This is a genomic window from Duncaniella muricolitica (assembly GCF_910574735.1).
Classification (GTDB): Bacteria; Bacteroidota; Bacteroidia; order Bacteroidales; family Muribaculaceae; genus Duncaniella; species Duncaniella muricolitica.
In genome coordinates this window covers 15132-32832 of the sequence record NZ_CAJTCF010000043.1, presented here as the reverse complement: position 1 = coordinate 32832, position 17701 = coordinate 15132, and the positions used below count along the sequence as shown (strand labels likewise).

Annotated in this window: 26 protein-coding genes; 7 read left to right on the top strand and 19 right to left on the bottom strand. The window is 46.8% G+C overall.

Annotated elements, in window-relative coordinates; all coding sequences use genetic code 11:
* Positions 1-99 precede the first annotated feature (99 nt).
* The 18 genes from QGT73_RS10530 to QGT73_RS10450 all read right to left on the bottom strand — a co-directional run bounded on the left by QGT73_RS10530 (position 100) and on the right by QGT73_RS10450 (position 12015).
* Positions 100-276: a helix-turn-helix transcriptional regulator gene (locus tag QGT73_RS10530; protein ID WP_280122410.1), complete on the bottom strand. Its 177-nt coding sequence runs from the start codon at positions 274-276 to the stop codon at positions 100-102.
* 189 nt (positions 277-465) lie between these two features.
* Positions 466-1353 carry a head GIN domain-containing protein gene (locus QGT73_RS10525; RefSeq protein WP_123486520.1) on the bottom strand — a complete coding sequence of 296 codons (888 nt, stop codon included), beginning with the start codon at positions 1351-1353 and terminating at the stop codon, positions 466-468.
* 32 nt (positions 1354-1385) lie between these two features.
* Entirely contained in the window at positions 1386-1928 is a 543-nt protein-coding gene (locus QGT73_RS10520; RefSeq protein ID WP_123486521.1) for a DNA-3-methyladenine glycosylase I, read from the bottom strand.
* 17 nt (positions 1929-1945) lie between these two features.
* A complete protein-coding gene (locus tag QGT73_RS10515) occupies positions 1946-2320 on the bottom strand; it encodes an MmcQ/YjbR family DNA-binding protein (RefSeq protein WP_280122409.1) in 375 nt (124 codons plus the stop codon).
* A gap of 226 nt (positions 2321-2546) precedes the next feature.
* Positions 2547-3029: an META domain-containing protein gene (locus tag QGT73_RS10510; RefSeq protein ID WP_123486524.1), complete on the bottom strand. Its 483-nt coding sequence runs from the start codon at positions 3027-3029 to the stop codon at positions 2547-2549.
* A complete protein-coding gene (locus QGT73_RS10505; RefSeq protein ID WP_160631432.1) occupies positions 3026-3343 on the bottom strand; it encodes a PH domain-containing protein in 318 nt (105 codons plus the stop codon). Before QGT73_RS10505 ends, QGT73_RS10510 begins: the two co-directional genes overlap by 4 nt.
* 185 nt (positions 3344-3528) lie before the next feature.
* Positions 3529-4233 carry a DKNYY domain-containing protein gene (locus QGT73_RS10500; RefSeq protein WP_371136632.1) on the bottom strand — a complete coding sequence of 235 codons (705 nt, stop codon included), beginning with the start codon at positions 4231-4233 and terminating at the stop codon, positions 3529-3531.
* Complete coding sequence (locus QGT73_RS10495) at positions 4188-4547, bottom strand: rhodanese-like domain-containing protein (protein WP_276928847.1); 360 nt, start codon at positions 4545-4547, stop codon at positions 4188-4190. Before QGT73_RS10495 ends, QGT73_RS10500 begins: the two co-directional genes overlap by 46 nt.
* A gap of 60 nt (positions 4548-4607) precedes the next feature.
* Positions 4608-5435, bottom strand: a complete 828-nt coding sequence (locus QGT73_RS10490; RefSeq protein WP_123486528.1) for an immunoglobulin-like domain-containing protein — start codon at positions 5433-5435, stop codon at positions 4608-4610.
* Positions 5436-5438: 3 nt separating this feature from the next.
* The gene (bla, locus tag QGT73_RS10485) at positions 5439-6599 is read right to left on the bottom strand and encodes a class A beta-lactamase (RefSeq protein ID WP_280122408.1); all 1161 of its coding nucleotides are present in this window, start codon (positions 6597-6599) and stop codon (positions 5439-5441) included.
* Entirely contained in the window at positions 6599-8731 is a 2133-nt protein-coding gene (gene recD2, locus QGT73_RS10480) for an SF1B family DNA helicase RecD2 (RefSeq protein WP_123486529.1), read from the bottom strand. Before recD2 ends, bla begins: the two co-directional genes overlap by 1 nt.
* A complete protein-coding gene (locus QGT73_RS10475) occupies positions 8724-9512 on the bottom strand; it encodes an exodeoxyribonuclease III (protein WP_123486530.1) in 789 nt (262 codons plus the stop codon). Before QGT73_RS10475 ends, recD2 begins: the two co-directional genes overlap by 8 nt.
* Positions 9513-9522: 10 nt before the next feature.
* The gene (locus tag QGT73_RS10470; protein ID WP_280122407.1) at positions 9523-9930 is read right to left on the bottom strand and encodes a hypothetical protein; all 408 of its coding nucleotides are present in this window, start codon (positions 9928-9930) and stop codon (positions 9523-9525) included.
* Complete coding sequence (locus QGT73_RS17520; protein ID WP_354667212.1) at positions 9891-10136, bottom strand: TetR/AcrR family transcriptional regulator; 246 nt, start codon at positions 10134-10136, stop codon at positions 9891-9893. Before QGT73_RS17520 ends, QGT73_RS10470 begins: the two co-directional genes overlap by 40 nt.
* A gap of 97 nt (positions 10137-10233) precedes the next feature.
* Positions 10234-10383, bottom strand: coding sequence for a hypothetical protein (locus tag QGT73_RS10465; protein WP_164913256.1), 150 nt, complete (start codon positions 10381-10383; stop codon positions 10234-10236).
* A 5-nt stretch (positions 10384-10388) separates the two neighbouring features.
* On the bottom strand, positions 10389-10727 hold the full coding sequence (locus QGT73_RS10460) for a hypothetical protein (RefSeq protein WP_280122406.1): 339 nt from the start codon (positions 10725-10727) through the stop codon (positions 10389-10391).
* Positions 10727-11002, bottom strand: coding sequence for an HU family DNA-binding protein (locus QGT73_RS10455; protein WP_123486546.1), 276 nt, complete (start codon positions 11000-11002; stop codon positions 10727-10729). Before QGT73_RS10455 ends, QGT73_RS10460 begins: the two co-directional genes overlap by 1 nt.
* 119 nt (positions 11003-11121) lie before the next feature.
* Complete coding sequence (locus QGT73_RS10450; RefSeq protein ID WP_123486533.1) at positions 11122-12015, bottom strand: radical SAM protein; 894 nt, start codon at positions 12013-12015, stop codon at positions 11122-11124.
* Positions 12016-12150: 135 nt separating this feature from the next.
* On the opposite strand from QGT73_RS10450, the gene QGT73_RS10445 reads away from it, so the two are divergent.
* Genes QGT73_RS10445 through QGT73_RS10415 form a run of 7 tightly spaced genes read left to right on the top strand, consistent with a single transcriptional unit; the run spans position 12151 to position 16314 of the window.
* Positions 12151-12501, top strand: coding sequence for a winged helix-turn-helix transcriptional regulator (locus QGT73_RS10445; protein ID WP_123486534.1), 351 nt, complete (start codon positions 12151-12153; stop codon positions 12499-12501).
* Positions 12502-12504: 3 nt separating this feature from the next.
* Positions 12505-13110 carry a DJ-1/PfpI family protein gene (locus tag QGT73_RS10440; RefSeq protein WP_123486535.1) on the top strand — a complete coding sequence of 202 codons (606 nt, stop codon included), beginning with the start codon at positions 12505-12507 and terminating at the stop codon, positions 13108-13110.
* A 10-nt stretch (positions 13111-13120) separates the two neighbouring features.
* Positions 13121-13837 (top strand): DUF169 domain-containing protein, encoded by a 717-nt coding sequence (locus QGT73_RS10435; RefSeq protein ID WP_160631428.1) that lies wholly within the window; start codon positions 13121-13123, stop codon positions 13835-13837.
* A gap of 2 nt (positions 13838-13839) precedes the next feature.
* Positions 13840-14232, top strand: a complete 393-nt coding sequence (locus QGT73_RS10430) for a TIGR04076 family protein (protein ID WP_123486537.1) — start codon at positions 13840-13842, stop codon at positions 14230-14232.
* Between the two features lie 3 nt (positions 14233-14235).
* Positions 14236-14811: a GNAT family N-acetyltransferase gene (locus QGT73_RS10425; RefSeq protein WP_123486538.1), complete on the top strand. Its 576-nt coding sequence runs from the start codon at positions 14236-14238 to the stop codon at positions 14809-14811.
* A gap of 46 nt (positions 14812-14857) precedes the next feature.
* Positions 14858-15640: a helix-turn-helix domain-containing protein gene (locus tag QGT73_RS10420; protein ID WP_280122405.1), complete on the top strand. Its 783-nt coding sequence runs from the start codon at positions 14858-14860 to the stop codon at positions 15638-15640.
* A 59-nt stretch (positions 15641-15699) separates the two neighbouring features.
* Positions 15700-16314, top strand: coding sequence for a CatA-like O-acetyltransferase, family 2 (locus QGT73_RS10415; RefSeq protein WP_280122411.1), 615 nt, complete (start codon positions 15700-15702; stop codon positions 16312-16314).
* A gap of 103 nt (positions 16315-16417) precedes the next feature.
* On the opposite strand, the gene QGT73_RS10410 is transcribed toward QGT73_RS10415, so the two are convergent.
* Complete coding sequence (locus QGT73_RS10410) at positions 16418-17692, bottom strand: PcfJ domain-containing protein (protein ID WP_280122404.1); 1275 nt, start codon at positions 17690-17692, stop codon at positions 16418-16420.
* Between the last annotated feature and the right edge of the window lie 9 nt (positions 17693-17701).

Sequence of the window (17701 nt, the reverse complement as noted above, 5' to 3'; positions counted from 1 at the left end):
GCGGAAAATCTCCGCATCTAAAAATAATTCAGAAAATAAACCATCGGTTGGCTCAGTTAGCGGCTTAGCCAAGACTGAACGACCTCAAATTTTACCGAATCATTGAATATGCAGACACTCGGCAATATCGTGAAGTGTTTCCAGTGAAGGTTGAGCGGTGTTCGTACACCATTTTGAAACCGTTGCAGGATCTTTGCCGAGTTCCCGCGCAAGCCAAAGATTGGTCTTGTGCTGCTCTGCAAGCACTACTTTGATTCGGTTTATATACTTTGCCATAGTCAATGCGATTTGCGAATTATGCAAATTTAGTGATAAATTCTGAAACCGCAATGAAACAGGCTGATTTTCTGTAAAAATCCGTGGGGGAAAGACCGAAAAGGGCTGAATTAAATGGGTTGCAACACAAAATACGGTCGCACCAACTTAAACTGGAACGACCGCATTATTTTATTTCGTATTAGAGGGTTAAAACCTATTATGGATGTCGCCGGAGCCTCTGACTCGGTCAGAGAGCCGTTCGACATTACAGCGTATATCGCCGGAGCCGGCAACGGAGGCTTTGCCTGTATCTGCCTTGAAGTCGCTTGCGTCTATGTCTCCGGAGCCTGCTATTGAGAAATTGACAGATTCCGTACTTCCATTGATTTTCACATCGCCTGAGCCTTTTATGTAAATGGAGCATATCTTCGTTTTGGCAGTGCCGCAGTCAACATCAGCAGAACCGGATATGTGTACCATGAAAACATAAGCCTCTACTCCGGCAAGCTCTATATCGCCGGATCCGGATGTGGAGATTGTGACATCTTTCTTAGCCGCTTTTATGACCCCGCATTTGAAGTCGCTGCTTCCGGAGTTGCGAACTGTGAATCCATCAATGGCATTCAGGTCGCCATTGACTGTAAAATCGCCGCTACCGGAAGATGATACATCTTTCAATATCTTGTTACTGACATAGATTGTGGGAGCTTCACCATTAACGACAACGTTTTCGTATGAACCTGATTTCATGGAGATGTATAGCGTTCCGCCCGAAACCTCAATATTCATCTTTTTGATAAGGTTCTCGGGCAGTCTTCCTCTGACATCAAAATCCTCGTCTTTATCAGATTGGGTGAATACCACATCGACAAATCCTTTTGATATGATGGAATCGAAATCCGATGAAACATCGAACTTGTGGTCTGTCATCTTGCCGGGTGTAAATGGTTTGTAGTCTTCTCCCGTTCCGGCCTCAGATTCCGGAACATAGTGAATTCCATCAACATAAACTTCTCCGTTAATGATAGAGATATTTCTGCCGTTTAGATTGCAGGAAGCCATACCACCTGCGAATATGTTTGGGTATCGTGCCATATAACTTTAACAACAATATGGGGATAATGTTATTATTTGCCCTGATATAAATAGCAGTCGGGTTCGTGAGAGTTAAATACTCCTATGGACTGAAGGAAGGCGTGGATTGTGGTAGAGCCGACAAACTTCATGCCCCGTTTACGCAGGTCGGCTGACAGGGCATCTGAAATTGTGGAGGTTGTGGACGTATGGTCGAAAATAGGCTCTTTGGGACAGAAGCCTGAAATATAAGCATCGAACGAACCAAATTCCTCCTGAATAGACTTGAAAACCGAAGTGTTCGAGATTGCCGCTTTGATTTTGGCTCTGTTACGAATGATTCCGGAAGTGGACATAAGTTCGTCAACCTTTATTTCATCGTAAGCGAGTATAGCATCGCGGTCAAAGCCATCGAAAGCTGCGCGGAACGTCTCTCGCTTGTTAAGCACACACTCCCATGACAGCCCCGCTTGAAAGCACTCCAGAATAAGCAGTTCCAACAACTTTGAATCATCGTGAACCGGCTGTCCCCATTCCTCATCGTGGTATTTTATATAGAGCGGATTTTTAGGATTCGCCCAAAAGCACCGTTTCATTTGTTTCTGTCGTTCTTTCATAAAGTATCCAATAATTCTGTGAGACCAAACTTGGTCTGTATCTTCTTTGGGAGTTTCTTAGCTGTCTGACAATAGGAATGATAAATAAGCTGTTCTTGAAGTTTATCCGGCACATCACCGTAAAAATCCACAGAGATCCAATGACGTTTGTTCATATGGTAGCCGGGGCGTATTCCTGAAAATCTGTCACACAACTCCACTCCATAATCAGGAGCGACTTTGAGATTATAAAAATCCCACTGTCCGTCAAGGGCCATAAGACAAAACATTCTCCCGCCAATCTCCATAGCGAGAGTGTCCGGACCGAACGGACACTTTTCGGTGGCAAATGGTAATGAAAGACAATATTCCCGTACTTTCTCTATATTCATTTTCGTAGTTTATTGATGATTGCAATCGCGAAGTGAACGAATATGCCATAAACCATAGTTGCCAGTATAGCCATCCCTTCATTGATTATGATGATGTGCGACAAGGGCATAGACCATTCCGGTTGCTCTTGATGGAACGCCGCGACAATGGCGCATACCGAGAGGACGATGAAAACAACTATCATCGACAACGGTGCGAATCCCAATTTATATCTGCCTATCTGTATCATTTTATCTCTATCGGAGCCTTGCGAAGTACGATGTATTCCGACGGATTGCGGCTGTCGAGACGTGCGATGGAATCATTCTGAATATAGACCGTGGCGATATTCGGGAGAATCCTGCGAATTGCATCTTCGGTAGCCATGTTGTCGCAGGCCATTTCGGTCATCATGCCGTCACCGAGTGTGATCGAATCACCTTTGACCGTGTAAGAGCCGGAGAATGTGTTGCAGTTGGTCTGGATAAAGTAAGTGCTGTCCTCGAAAACGATATACTGACGCACTCCGGGTACTTTCTCCGACGGGCGTACATAATCGGAGTCACTGAAAACGATATTTTCCAGATACCACTGACCATGTACGTCCACATTCGCAACAGTCTCTTTCTGCTGATTGTCGGCAGTCTCCTTATTTTCCTTGTTACCTCCGCATGATGCGGTGAGTATTGCCAGCGCCGTGGCTACCGACAGAATTGATTTTCTTGTCATTGATTAATTATTTCGTTTATTGCATTGACCATTTTGGGAGTATCCTTGCAGCCGAGCATATATTTCTTGCCGTTTTTAAGCGTTACGAGGAAGCAGTCGGAGGCTTTGCCGTAATAGGCGAAATACTTGCCAAGGTCTTTCTCCGAGAACCAGCCATACCATCCGAACCATCCGCCGCTGCCGCAGATTCGTTTTGCGCCCATAGTCGGAGCGCACAGCTTGACATTCGCAATCTCTGTCAATGGAATTGATTTGATTTTCAAGGACCTGTTGATGTTCAGGCTTTCATTATCCAACGAAATGGATAATGGCATATAGCATAAAGCTGACAGGAACAAGACCGCGACAGCAACTCCCCATAACCATACTGCAATATCATTATCAGCTATTTTTAAGCAGCAAATGAACATGCCGCAGATAAAAGCGGTTGTCAGAGATGTTATAATCCAGCAATAAGAGCTGAGTTCCACCCGCTGTTTGATTGTCGTTCCTTTCATATTCAGTCAATTTTTCTTCCAAAATAGTAAGTATTCCAAGTATCCTTGGCATAGCCGTCACGAAGCACCTTGAAACCCTCAGGGGAAGCCCCTTCAATCTTAACTGCGTCGAAATACACGCTCCAAGTATCTTTGGCGTAACCGTCACTGAGTACCTTAAAACTGTCTGATGACGCTCCGTTGATTTTCTTGCCGTCGAAATAAACATTCCATGTATCTTTGGCATAACAATCGGAAAGGACATCAAAACTATCAGAGGATGCGCCATCTATCTTGCAACCGTCATAATAGACGTTCCACGTGTCTTTGGCGTAGCCGTAGCCCAATACCTTGAATGAGTTGCTTGAAGCCCCGTCCATTTTTGCGCCACAATAATAGACGCTCCATGTATCCTTGGCATAACCGTCGCGCAGTATGGAGAACCCCGAAGCCGAAGCGCCCTTGATTTCTCTGTCATCAAAAAAGACCTTATTTTCACTGACGAAGTATGGCGAACGATGATGTCGGCCTCGATGCTCATAACATGGTCTGTCTTCGTGATGACTGTCGCACCGTTGCTGAGCTGATGCGACTGAAGCCGACAGACTTGCGACCATAGTTAATATAAAAAGAATCTTTCTCATTGCAGTTTTCTTTATTAGACTATTCAGACAAGCGAAAGTTAATTCTCCTGCTCTGACACCACCGGCAGACCGTCCCCCTTCCACTCGATGATACCGCCTTTGAGGTTAACCACCTTGTAACCACAGTTGGTCAGCATCTCGGCTGCGTCCAATGAGCGGCGACCGCTTCGGCAGTAGACAAGCACGGTAGAATCCTTCGACAAATTTCGCTGAGCCATATCCTTGAAATCATCGGACTGCACATTGATGTTCAACGCTCCGTCGATATGTCCTTCGGTGTATTCCTGCGGAGTGCGGACATCAACCAGTTGAACCGAATCAGATTTGATTTCTTTTTCAAATTCCAGTGCAGAGACAGAGACAATATTGTCATTGTGAGTACAACTGGAAGCTTGCATAGCACATGTAGTCATAACTATGAGGTATATAGCCAATTTAATTGATTTAAGCATTTATATTTATCTGATTTGAAATTCAACGTATGCCGTATCGCTCTTCTGAATCGGATATGGAGGATAACTGAATGTCTTGACAAGGCGGTAAGCGGCAGACTTATCACTCAGATCATATAGCCATGACTTTACTGTCATTCTGAATGAGCCGTCTGGTTTCAATGAATATCCTATACCATTGAAGCATACCTCAGTTCCCTTTGCCAAGAGGTCAAGATACTGTTTTGAGTACGGTGCCTGAATCCAGTTTCCTTCATCAGATTTAGTATCTATTCGATACCATTCTCCGGTAGTCAAATCTGCGTTACTATTGTTTGTAAATTCCACAACGAGAGAATCCACAGGAATTTTGACCGGGTCAGGGCTGACAATCCTCATTGTCATACCCTCAGCCGTGGCATAGCTCTTCTGAGGCATTACATACGGAGGCTCAATTTTATCACAGTCGAGAGAATTGTATATTTCAAGTATGAGCTGTTTGTCGGAGCTGTTGATTGAGAAACTGCCTCTTTCTATACGGCAGTTTACGGTGGGAGCCATGATTACAGAATCCTTGTAAACAAACCCGATACGTTTGCCGATCCTTTGTTCTGTTGCATCTGTCCAGTCGGAAATTCTATCCTGTTTCAAGATGCCTTGAATAAAGGCAATGTCAGGATCAGTCACTGTATCAAGAGACACTCTTTCAAAATCATTTGTCGTTGCGATTGCTTCTCCTTCGATATTATCAGAATTATCCACCGGATACCAACCATTGTCTTGATGTGTGGTCGAGCACGCATAGAGTGTCAGCGATGTGATTGCGAGTGCAATCAGGTTCTTAACTTTTCCCATAAACTATTTGCTACCTATCAACGATTTGAAAACGATTTCCGATATGTCTGCTATAATCTTCGAGGTCTCCGTCATATCGTAGGCAGAATCAGCGACAAAGACGGCTATTGTATATTGTGTGCCGTTTGGCAGATGGATATAGCCACAGTCGTTTATTGCCGATATTCTGCCTTCGGGTGTCGGGAATCCGGTCCCGGTCTTATGACCGACAATGGCATTTGTCGCGATAAATGGAGCTGCCAGTCTGTCAAGACCTGTGCGGCATTGTTCCAGCATGACGGATATATCTGAAAACGATTTTGAACGGTTCTTTATTTCAGTGTCAAATCGGTCGAACAACGTAGCCATAGCCAGCGGTGTAGAACGATTGAGATAACTCGTATAGGGGTCTTGGTGCATATTCTGTTCGGATGCGCCTATCGTAATATCCAATTCGCCCGCTACATCTTTCAGTAATGTAGTAGCACAGGCTGTACCTCCGACTCGTTTCAGCAATAAATCCGCAGCGTTGTTATCACTTTCAATCAACGACCATTCAAGGAGTTCCTTAAAGGACATTTTATACAATCCCGAGCCATATTTCTTCAGCATCGGGCTATAAGTGTCTTTTATCAAGGCTTTCGGCCCGAAAGCAATACTGTCGTTTAGAGACATTCCGTTTGAATCCACCCATTTAGCCACCGCTAATGCCAGCGGAAACTTGAACACACTCATCATCGGAAAATCCTTTGAACCATTCACGCTTACGGTATCCTTGCCGTTGATAATAACCGCAATACCTATTCGGGCATCTTTATTTTCAACAAATGAAGTCAACTCATTCTGAAGACTACGGATTGAATCCACATAAACATATTCATCCTCTCCGGGAATATATAGCTTGAGTTTTACGTCAAGCCGTTCATTTTCTACTTTTATGGTATCACTGACAGTTCCTACATACGAAAACACCAAAGCATCACCTTTCACAGCCTTGACTGTGTAATGCCCGGTCTCATCTCCCACAAATGTTTTACCATCCGACAATCTCATGATAAACGGATGAACGAGGACAGGATTATCACCTTCACAAGAAACAAGCCCTGAAACTTCTATGGAAGTTTGCTTCGTTCTGCAGGAAGTGAATGCCAGTGCCAATATGATTAGTAAAAATAACTTCTTCATTATATATCGTTTAGCCGCTCTTTCAGCTTGGTGTTGCGCTTGGAGACGGTGTTTTGTTTTATGGCGTATGCGAGGGCTTTGGTGGTGCCTACGAGTACGCATATTTTCTTGGCGCGGGTTATGCCGGTGTAGATGAGGTTGCGCTGGAGCATAACGAAGTGTTTCATCGTCACAGGCATCACCACAACCGGAAACTCCGAGCCTTGGCTCTTGTGAATTGTGACGGCGTATGCTAATACAATCTCGTCAAGCTCGGTTATGTCGTATTCTACAAGGCGGCTGTCGAATGTGACGGTCAGAGTCCGTTCGTTGGCATCGACAGCGGTGATATAGCCGATGTCGCCGTTGAATACGTTCTTGTCGTAGTTATTGCGAATCTGCATCACCTTGTCGCCCTGTCGGAAAGTATATCCGCCACGTGCAAGTGACGGCCCCGACGGATTAAGCGCGTTTTGCAGTTCAATGTTGAGATTGCCGGCTCCGACTGTGCCGCGTTGCATTGGGGTCAATACTTGAATCTCTTTTGCCGGATAGCCGTATTTCTTCGGCAGACGGTCGCGCACGAGTCCGATAATCAGCTTGACAATATCATCGGCATCCTCCTGACCGATGAAGAAGAAATCTGTGTCAAGACCGTTTTTGATATTCGGAAACTGCCCGGCGTTTATAGCATGGGCGTTCATAACTATTCGGCTCGACTGTGCCTGACGGAAGATGCGAGTGAGCCTGACAACCGGGATCTGTTGGGAGTCTATGATGTCGCGCAACACATTACCTGCCCCGACACTCGGCAACTGGTCGATGTCGCCCACGAGTATCAGACGCATATTCGATGGAATGGCTTTCATCAGATTGTAGAATAGGAGAATGTCAATCATAGAACATTCATCCACAATCAGTGCGTCACCATCCAGAGGATTCTCGTCATTGCGTTTGTATCCGTCCATCGGGTTGTATTCCAACAGTCGGTGGATAGTCTTTGCCTCCATTCCGGTGGCTTCAGTCATTCGCTTGGCGGCCCGACCGGTGGGAGCGGCAAGAAGAATGCTCATGTGCCGGGCTTTGAAGGCTTCGATTATCCCTTGTGTTGTGGTAGTCTTGCCTGTTCCCGGTCCGCCTGTCAGCACCATCACTTTTGAATCAAGAGCCTTTTGGATTGCCGCCTGTTGCACGTCGTCATAGACTATGCCGCCCGGCTTAGCGCCATATTCAGCCTTCGGTTCTGCCGCAATGTCCGCATTGAACAAAGAGGTGTCGGAAAGCAAGGACTGCAACCGCTTTGCGGAACCATTCTCAGCATGGTAGAATGGAGGCAGATATATTACCTCGTTGTCCAAGACAACATCGTTGGTTTCAATCATCGAAGCGAGGGCCTGACGTACCGGCGATTCCTCAGCGTCCAGCAATTTGACAGCGGCATCAACTAATTGCTCCGGCTCGGCATAGACGTGTCCTTCCTCGGCAAGTTCGTTGAGGGTATATAGTATTCCGCTGCGGCAACGGCGAGGGTCGTTCTTCTCATAGCCCATCTTGGAGGCTATACCGTCGGCGGTCTTGAAGCCGATACCCCAGATGTCATCGGCAAGCTGATAGGGATTTTCTTTTACCTTGGCAATGGATTCCTTCTCGTATTTGCGATAAATCTTGGCGGCGAAAGCGGTGCTGACACCATAGCCCTGAAGGAACACCATTACTTCCTTGATGTCTTTCTGTTTCTCCCAGCTTTCGCGTATTTTCTCCATCCGTTTCCGACCAAGACGGGGAACTTCGAGCAACCGCTCGATGTCGTTCTCTATAACATCTATCGTTTCGAGACCAAAACGATTGACAATGGCTTTTGCATATATCGGACCTATACCTTTAATCAGACCGCTGCCCAAATATTTCTCAATGCCGTAAATTGTAGCGGGCATTACTTCCATCCATGACTGTGCAACAAACTGCTGACCGTATCTCGGATCAACACGCCAGTCTCCGTCAACGAGAAGGACGCTACCAACGGGTACGTCGAGCAACGAACCGGTCAGGGTCACGAGATTGTCATATCCCTTGACCTTGACTTTCATCACCGACCAGCCGTTTCCCTGATTCTGGTAAGTGATATGCTCGACAACACACCGCAGTTTAACCATGTTCGTTCAGCGTGAGAATTATGGGCGCACTCTGACCCGTTCCGAAGTCTGTCAGCACATCGCAATCAATAACGTCAGGCAATAATGAACGACTAATGAGGAAATAATCAATGCGGTTTCCTATACCTAAAAATCTGAAATTGCCATAAAAGGAAGGTTTCCGTTCTTCCGGGTGTATTGAACGGAAAGCGTCGACCAGATTGGACTCTGACAACAAAGCATCGAATGCCTCTCTTTCCCATTGAGAGAAACAGGGCCGATTCTGAATGTATTTGTCCTCAAAGGTATCTTTATCCGTGTGTACGATATTCATATCTCCGCAGATGATAATTGGCAATTTCCCTGACAGTTCAACTATAAGTTTACGAAACCGCTCGTCCCACACCTTGCGATATTCTTCTGCGCCTTCAAGTTGAGGATTGGCAAAAGGCACATAAGTATTGGCAAGGTTAAAGTGTCCACAATCATATACCTGAAGATGCCCTTCGGCACTCAATAGCGGAGTCAATATGCGTTTGGGCATAGAGTCAAGTTGCAGAATCGGCTCGATTCCCTCCTTGATTCTTGTGTATATCATGACCCCACTCATAGAACCATAATCATCGAATGTGAACAACGAGTGATACCCCGGAATCGTAAATTTGTCGAGAGATGTCTTGTTCCTGACTTTTTGAAGACAAATATAGTCGGGATTATATGCTTCAGCGAGTTGTTTCAGTTCGTCGTAACGTCTGCCGATGCTGTTTATATTCCAGCTGATAATGGTAGTCTTGTTTGACATGGCACCTTTGTTATTGATTGGAAATCAAGCGATATATACTGTTGAACTGGCGTAACATGCCGTCGGTATAGTATCTGGAACCCTCGACATTGGAACGATAATTCTGTCCTATTACCACGTTCATAAACAAATCAGCTATCACAGAAGGGATGATGTCCGATTTAATCTCGCCGTTCTGAATAGCTCGTCCGACAACAAGTTCCAGCACCGATGCTTGCCTATGCTTAAGTTCTGTGCATTTGTTTCTGAAATCAGGTAAGTTTCTTAATGCGTCGGCTTCGAGACTCAGGAATGTCCCGGCAACGTTCCGAATCCCGCCATTCATCATTTCCAAACATTCTTCCTCCAGCATCGAAACATATTTGACATAGAAATCTTTCAGGCGTCCACGGTATTCTTCCGGTACGGAAGAGAACATGACACGATTGAGATAGTATTTGTTGACAGTCTCCTCAAAAGTCCCAGTTTAGACTTAAAATGATAGGCAATGGCACCACGGGTCTGATTGAGGTCTTTCTCAATTACAGATATTGATGTTGCGTCATATCCTTTGGAGCCGAATAGTTTAGCTCCTGTAAGCAACAATAATCTCTTTGATTGCTCTGTAATCTCTTTATGTGTCATGCTTTTACTGTATTTGATTCGTTCTGGCGATGGCTGCTTATGTTTGGAGTTTAATAATGACGGCCTTATCAATGCCACAATCGTAGTATATCATATTTCAATCCCAGTCATTGAGGTTGGCGATGTAGTCGTCAACCGATGCTTCATCGAAAAGTTCCGGCAATTCGCCGGTGTTGACGTGATAATCGTAATCGGTCATCATATCTTCAACGGGATTTTCACCGTATTCATTATGTTCGTTATCCATAAATATCATTCTGCATTAAGAGATTGGTCATCTTGCTCTTGCGCAGCCTTTCGGCGGGCATCTTTAGATTTCCTCTTGGCAGCTCGTTTGGCGGCATCTTCCTGAAGTTGTTGTTTCAGTGATTTCACAATCTCAGGCTGCTCACGCTTGAAGCGTTTCTCATAGAGGTTCTCAATGTGTTGTGGCAACGGGGTTTTCCACGGCTCCTGCTTGTGGTTGTCAATCTTCCGTAGAGAATCCGGTTTGAATCCAAGCTCACGAGCCATCTGCACCTGCACATCGGAAAGATGGTGGCGTTTCTGCGCCATCATCCATTCCTCTATTATAGTACGTCTGGATGCCATTATTTTGCGACTTCTTCCTTGAAGGAATTGGCGGGTTTGAATGCCGGGATATTGTGCGCCGGGATTATGATTGTTGTGTTCTTACTGATGTTCCGGGCCGTTTTCTCTGCGCGGGTCTTGACGATGAATGAACCGAATCCACGGAGATATACGTTCTCGCCGTGAGCGAGGCTGTCTTTTACAACAGTCATAAACTGTTCGATTACAGAGATAACGGCAGTTTTCTCGATCCCTGTCGATTTTGATATTTCGTTTGCTATTTCTGCTTTTGTCATATTGCGAGATGTTATGTTGAGGTTGATACGCTTTATAACTGCAAAATTACTAAAAATCGGGCGAATAAGCATAAGAAAGCCTGCCCAAAATGAGCAGGCTGGAAACAGGATTAGAGTCTTCACAGATGCCATATCCTGCTGCGATATGCTTTCAGTTCCTTTTCCGGAAACTGCGCTATCGCCTTATCAAATTCTCGGAGTATCGCGGCTTTGTCATCCGGTAATGCTCCCGTGATTGGTACCGTATTGGAGATATGGTGACCGAGCAGGTTGACACGTATATTCAGTTTGTCGATAAGTGTCCGCATCTCCATCAGTCGCTCTATCTCCGGTTCCTCTATATACGTGCCGTCTTGCACTTCCTGATATAACTGCGACTCCGGAAAGATTGTCAACGACACTATGTTGATGATGCAGGGATGGAGTTGATTCAACACCTCGGCGGTCGCTATCGCGCTTGCCTCGCCATTGCCCTTGCCGCTGAGTCCGTTAAGATAGAATACATTGTAGCGGATTCCTGCCTCGTCGAGTTTTGTGAGCTGTTCAAGAATGTCGGCGGCGTGATAGCCCTTGTTCATCCGCTCCAATGTCGGGTCATGGGCAGTCTCTATGCCAATATTGATGCTGTCGAGTTTCAAATGGTGGAGGTTCTTCAGTTCTTCAACTGTCTTGGACGTAATGTCCGTTACGCGGGCGAACATCCCGAACGACACCATGTGCGGAAGATACTTCCTTAACAGCAAAGCAACATCCATGAGTTTGTTGTAACTCAACGCGAAAGGGTTCGCTCCGGTGAGATAGACACGTCGTGCGCGTGGTTGCCACTGCCGGATGACTATAAGGTCTTCCTCCACCTCTGAAAGAGGCGACATTCGGAAGGGTGTACCGTGGTATAGACTGCAAAACTTGCATTTGTGCCATGTGCAGCCGGAGGTCAGTTGCAGCAGCTGGGAACTGGCTTCGTATGGAGGTCGCCACACCTGACCTGTGAAATGTAGCTCAGGATATATCATATCTCGATATTTTTTGTTAATTTTGTAATGCAAAATTAGGTGATAGTCAGAGCCAAAGCAACAACTTACCGAAAGGTTTGACCCTTACCTAAAAGTTTGTTTTACTCGTTATCAGCCTGTTTTGCATGACAGTATATGGCAAAAAAACTGGATTACGAATATTGCAAGGCCGCCCCGATGCTCGAATGGCTCGGCAACAAGTGGGCGCTGGTCGTTCTCGTGAAGATTTCCGAGAACGAGCCGGTGCGCTTCAACGAGTTGTACCGCAATATCCCGTCTGTGTCTGAAAAGGTACTGTCGCAGGTTCTCCGTCAGTTGACGACCGACGGCATAATCCGCCGCGAACTGTTCCCGGATGTGCCGCCTCGCACGGAATATTCCGTCACTGACTTCGGCAGAACACTTTTGCCCCACGTCGAAGCCCTCATCAACTGGGGCCGCGACAACTTCGACACCATAATGTCAAACCGCCAAAAACAGAAATGAACTATGAGCAACGAAATTCTTTATATTCTGCTACCCGACTTCGCGGCGCATGAGGTAGTGTATCTCGCGCAGGCAATCGCCTCCGATGAGTATGCGCTGAAAGAATATCCCAAATATGTCAACAAGATTGTAGCGCCGACACTGGATCCGATTAAATCTATCGGCGGTTTCCGAACATTGCCGGACTATGCGTTTGACACGATGCCCGACGATTATGCTGCGCTGGTGCTGATTGGTGGCTTCGGCTGGAGCACGCCCGTCGCTGACAAAGTCGTGCCGATAGTCCGAAAAGCCATTGAAGAAGGCAAAACAGTCGGTGCTATCTGTAACGCAGCTTCGTGGATGGCGAAACATGGTTTTCTCAATGCCGTGAAACATACCGGCAACGGATTGGAACAACTTAAAATTTGGGGTGGTGAGATCTATACGAATCCCGAAGGGTACATCCACACGCAAGCCGTAAGCGACAACCGCATTGTGACTGCAAACGGTTCGGCTACGCTTGAATTTGCAAAGGAGTTGCTTCTGTTGCTTGAAAACGACACGCAAGAGCGTATAGAAATGTACTATCAATTCAACAAGCAGGGCTTCTGCTCTTTATTTCAATAGGATGTCTCTTATGATGAACCCGTCAGAATTCATAGCAGAATATCGGGAGTGTTTCGGAGCATCTGTGCCGTTGCCTCTCGCTGTGGTATATGCCGATAAGCCTCTCAGTGAGCCTTGGAATATCGCGGGCTGTATGTTCAAGCAATTTCATAGGGCATATAAAGGGGAAACAGTAACTTTCGACGCCGAGAGTCTCACATGCGGAGGCGGCAAGCTGTACACAGGTCTCGGGCCGGTACAGGAGCGTATATATGACTTCGTCTCAAAAGTGGAAAAATACAAACAGTCGCCGGAACTGGTTCGAGGTTATATAACGGCACTGAACCCACGTCTGTCCGAAAAGCCATATCTGAATATCGTGCCGGTCGGCAATCTTGACAATTTCGATGAAATAGAGGGTCTGATATTCTTTGTGACGCCCGACGTGCTTTCCGGTCTTTTCGCTTGGGCCAACTATGACAGCTCGGATCTTAATGCCGTGATGTCTCCGTGGGGTTCAGGCTGTGCGTCGGCAATAACGACGATGGTCAACGAAAACCGCGCAGGCGGCAAACATTGTTTTATCGGTATGCTTGATGTCTCAGCACGTCAATTCTTCCACCATGACATTCTCAGTTTCTCAATTCCCAGGAGCCGATTCGTGGAGATGTGCGACACGATGCGGCAATGCTGCATCTCCGGCAGCCCCGCATGGCTCAAAGTGAAGAAAAGAATAAACAACACATAGGTATGAAACATAAAGTGAAAATCACTGTGCTTGACACCAAGCTCTATCCCGAATATCAGCAGCAATACTGCGTGAATCCTTGCTCCGGCAAATGCCCTGTCTACAACAAGGGCGATGAGTTCATGTTCTATCGTGATGACGTCCGGGATGACTTCTGGCACTGTGGACTCGACACGCTCGTGAAAACCGACGGCAATCCTGATGAGGTGGCAGGTGGTCCGAAAAAGCCATTCTGCTCCGAGGCGTGGGATGCTATCTCCAGATACATCTACGCCGGATTGCAGGGCGGCTCCATCATGAAGGGTTGGATGCGCGATGAAAACACCATGATCACATGCTGCAACGACGGGACGCGCCCTGTAATCTTCAAAATTGAGCGCATCGACTATGAATGAAGCATGATAGAAACTGACAGACTTATCCTGCGACCTTGGCGAGAGGACGATGCCGAGGCTCTTTATAAGTACGCTTCTGACCCTGCAATCGGTTTGGTTGCAGGTTGGCCGCCGCATACTTCCGTGGAAAACAGCCTTGAAATTATCCGGACTGTGTTTTCCGCGCCGGAAACTTATGCCGTTGTATTGAAAGAGACTGATGAGCCTGTGGGTTGTTGTGGTATAATGTTCTCCAACAGTTTACATGCCGCTGAAATGCAAACAAATGAGGCAGAGATTGGCTATTGGATTGGCAAGCCATATTGGGGACAAGGATTGATACCGGAAGGGGTAAAAGCCTTGTTGTCAAGATGCTTCAATGACCTTGAACTCGGTGCCGTATGGTGCGGATATTATGACGGAAACGACAAATCAAGACGTGTCTGCGAGAAATGCGGATTCAAGTATCACCATACTAATCCCGATATTGTCTCGCCTCTTGGGGACAGGCGTACCGAACAATTTTATCTAATGACAAAAGAAGATTATCATGCCATACATATCAATAGAGAGCGACAGGCTGACCGCAGAACAGAATAAGCAGCAGATTCGGATGCCATGGTAAGAAATCTTAAATAGATTATCAATGAGAATCTATCAACCGAAGGAGAAACTGCGCCCGTATGTGCGCTACTATTGGGTGCTGGAAAGCGATAAGCCTTTCCGCGTCCTGACATTCCCTATCGGTTGTCCGCAGATGATTTTTCACAGACGCACGCCGCTGTTTATCCCCGAATTATCCTCCCGTCAGGATAAGTTTACTATCAGCGGGCAGGTGAATTTCCCGGCACACATAGCCTCTGACGGCGACATGGAGATGATTGTCGCCGTTTTCTATCCCCATACCATCGGGAAGTTTATCGGTGCGCCGCCGTCGGCATTCTACAATCAGGAGATTTCCGGCTACGCTATCAGCAATAAACCACTGAATCTGCTTGCCGACCGGATTTTTGATTGTGCGGATTCCGAAACGGCAGTATCGCTGATAGAACAATGGCTGACCGCACGAATTGCCCCATCGTTGAACATTGAAAGAATCGGGGCGTCGCTCTCCGCGTTGCTCCGCTCGCCATCAACTTCGGTTGACAATCTCGCCGGAATCGCCTGCCTTGGCAAGAAACAATACGGTCGCCTATTCCGCGAATATGTCGGCATGAATCCTAAGGAATACGGACGTATAGCCCGGTTCCAGCGGGCTTTGAGAATGATGCAGCTCGGCTCACGCGATTATGTCGGCATTGCATACGCCAGCGGATACTCTGACCAGTCGCATTTCATCCGCGACTTCCGCCAGTTCAGCGGTATGACGCCCAAACAACTGACTGCGTACCAGACGCCGTACTCCGATTTATATACCGTTCCGGTATAAATGTCCCTTTTCTTCTATCGAGGTCGATGCGCCTGTGGTAATTTTGCATAAAAAAGATGATGCAAGAAGTCAATCCTGCGGGAACCACACGCGCATATGCATTCGAGATGTGGATGAAGGCCCCGATGCCGATGGTGACGCTGTTCAAGAAGCTCGACGTGACCCGACTGCGCCGCATAAGCCGACGGCAAGGTCTGAAATTCAATATGCTGATGTGCTGGTGCATAGGCCGTGCCGCCTCGCAAGTCAAGGAGTTTTATATGCTCCCGGTCGGTGGTAAATTGATGCAATATGACTCTATAGCCGTAAACACTATCGTTCTAAATCAGGCAGGCGAGGTCAGTTCATGCGACATACCCTATACCGACGACCTCACCGTTTTCAACGTCGACTATCTTTGCCTGACCAGACAGGTAGCCGATACCTGCGTTAACCACGACATCGCCGACAGCATGGTGATAGGTACGTCGGCACTGGCGCAATACGACATTGACGGAGCCGTCGGAATGTATAGCGGAGTATTCAACAATCCTTTCCTGATATGGGGACGCTACCGCAATGGCTTCTTCAAAACCCGGCTTACCGTATCATTCCAATTCCATCACACCCAGATGGACGGCGCCCATGCCGCCACTTTTCTCGGTAAGTTACAGGATGTAATCAATTCCATATAACTGAAGAATTCTCCAACGCCGCCTTTTGGCGGCCGAAATTTTTGACAAAATGAATGGAGCGACTTCATCGCGAGGTCGCTCCGTTCTGACTATGAAAAACATCTTATGCTGTTATTCTTTCTTTGATGAGGTGGGCATTGGCGTTGATGAGGTTGATTATGCGGTCGTGATAGGCGGTGTTCTTGTTGCATACGCCTCTTGACTGAACCACTCTGAGGGTGCGGAGGTCAACCTCGATGGTCTCGATTATCCTGCCGTCTATCCTCGCTGAGAAGATAAGGCTGTCCTCACGCTGGTCGTAGGCTGCGCTGAACAGACAGATGTGCTGACTTTCGGCTTCCTGCCGGTATTCCTCAACACTCTCCAATACCTTGACCTCAATCTCTCCGTCATTGATGCGGATGCCGAAGAATTTCTCTTTCTGTTCTTTGAAACTCGCCTCCCTCTCCTTGGCTTTGCGGATGTCCTCAGCTCTTTTCTTTCTGTCTTCAAGAATATGTACCTTCCTCATATAGCGGTCGAGTTCCTCTTTGAGATTGGTGGGGCAGATATACTTTGGGGATAAGATATCCTTGCCGCAACGCTCCAGCATCTTGATGTAGTCCATCCACATCTGCGAGTCCTTGACCTTGTAGCCATTGCGATTGGCTATCTTGATGGTGTTCCAATAGGTGTCGATATATGCCTTATTAGTGGGTCTTGCACATAGGTATCGGAGCAATTCTATCTCATTGGCTTTCATCAGCGTTTCCGCCTTTGAGTTAGTCAGTAACTCTTGAAACATAGTCACGGGGTGGATATAGTGGCAACTCCCTTTGAAGCCATTGCGTTTGATGGTGTCCGTTACCTTGATGCGGGGATATACCCATTCATCGGATATGCGCTGGAAGGCTTCATTGTCACGTCTTATCTCCAACGGAGAACCAAAGGCGAAACAGTCGATATAGTGTCCCAATGTCCTCTGCAAACCTACTACGGTAGTCTTGCCATTGCTGTCAATCCAATAACTGCCGATTTCAAGATAGGCGGGATTAGCCTTCATACCCTTACGCATTTCCACTATCATCAGGAACATTCTCACTACCTGATAGTCCTCAATGGTGGTGATAACGTTGAAATAGGACTTGTCACGGATAACACGCTCTTTGGTGTCCTTGATTTCAATCCGAGTGCCACATTCGGGGCATAGGCATATTCCGTTCCGTGTCTCCAGCCACTCGTGACCGCATTTCATACAGGTACACATTCCGGATTTCAGCCGATAGCCGTAATGGTTGATGGTTGAATTGAGTGCCCAATTCATTTGGGGAGTGGTGAGCGGGCGAAGTCGCCCATTCAGTTCCACTATATGTTTTTCTTTGAGATTGCGAGGTTTCATCTTCTTGGA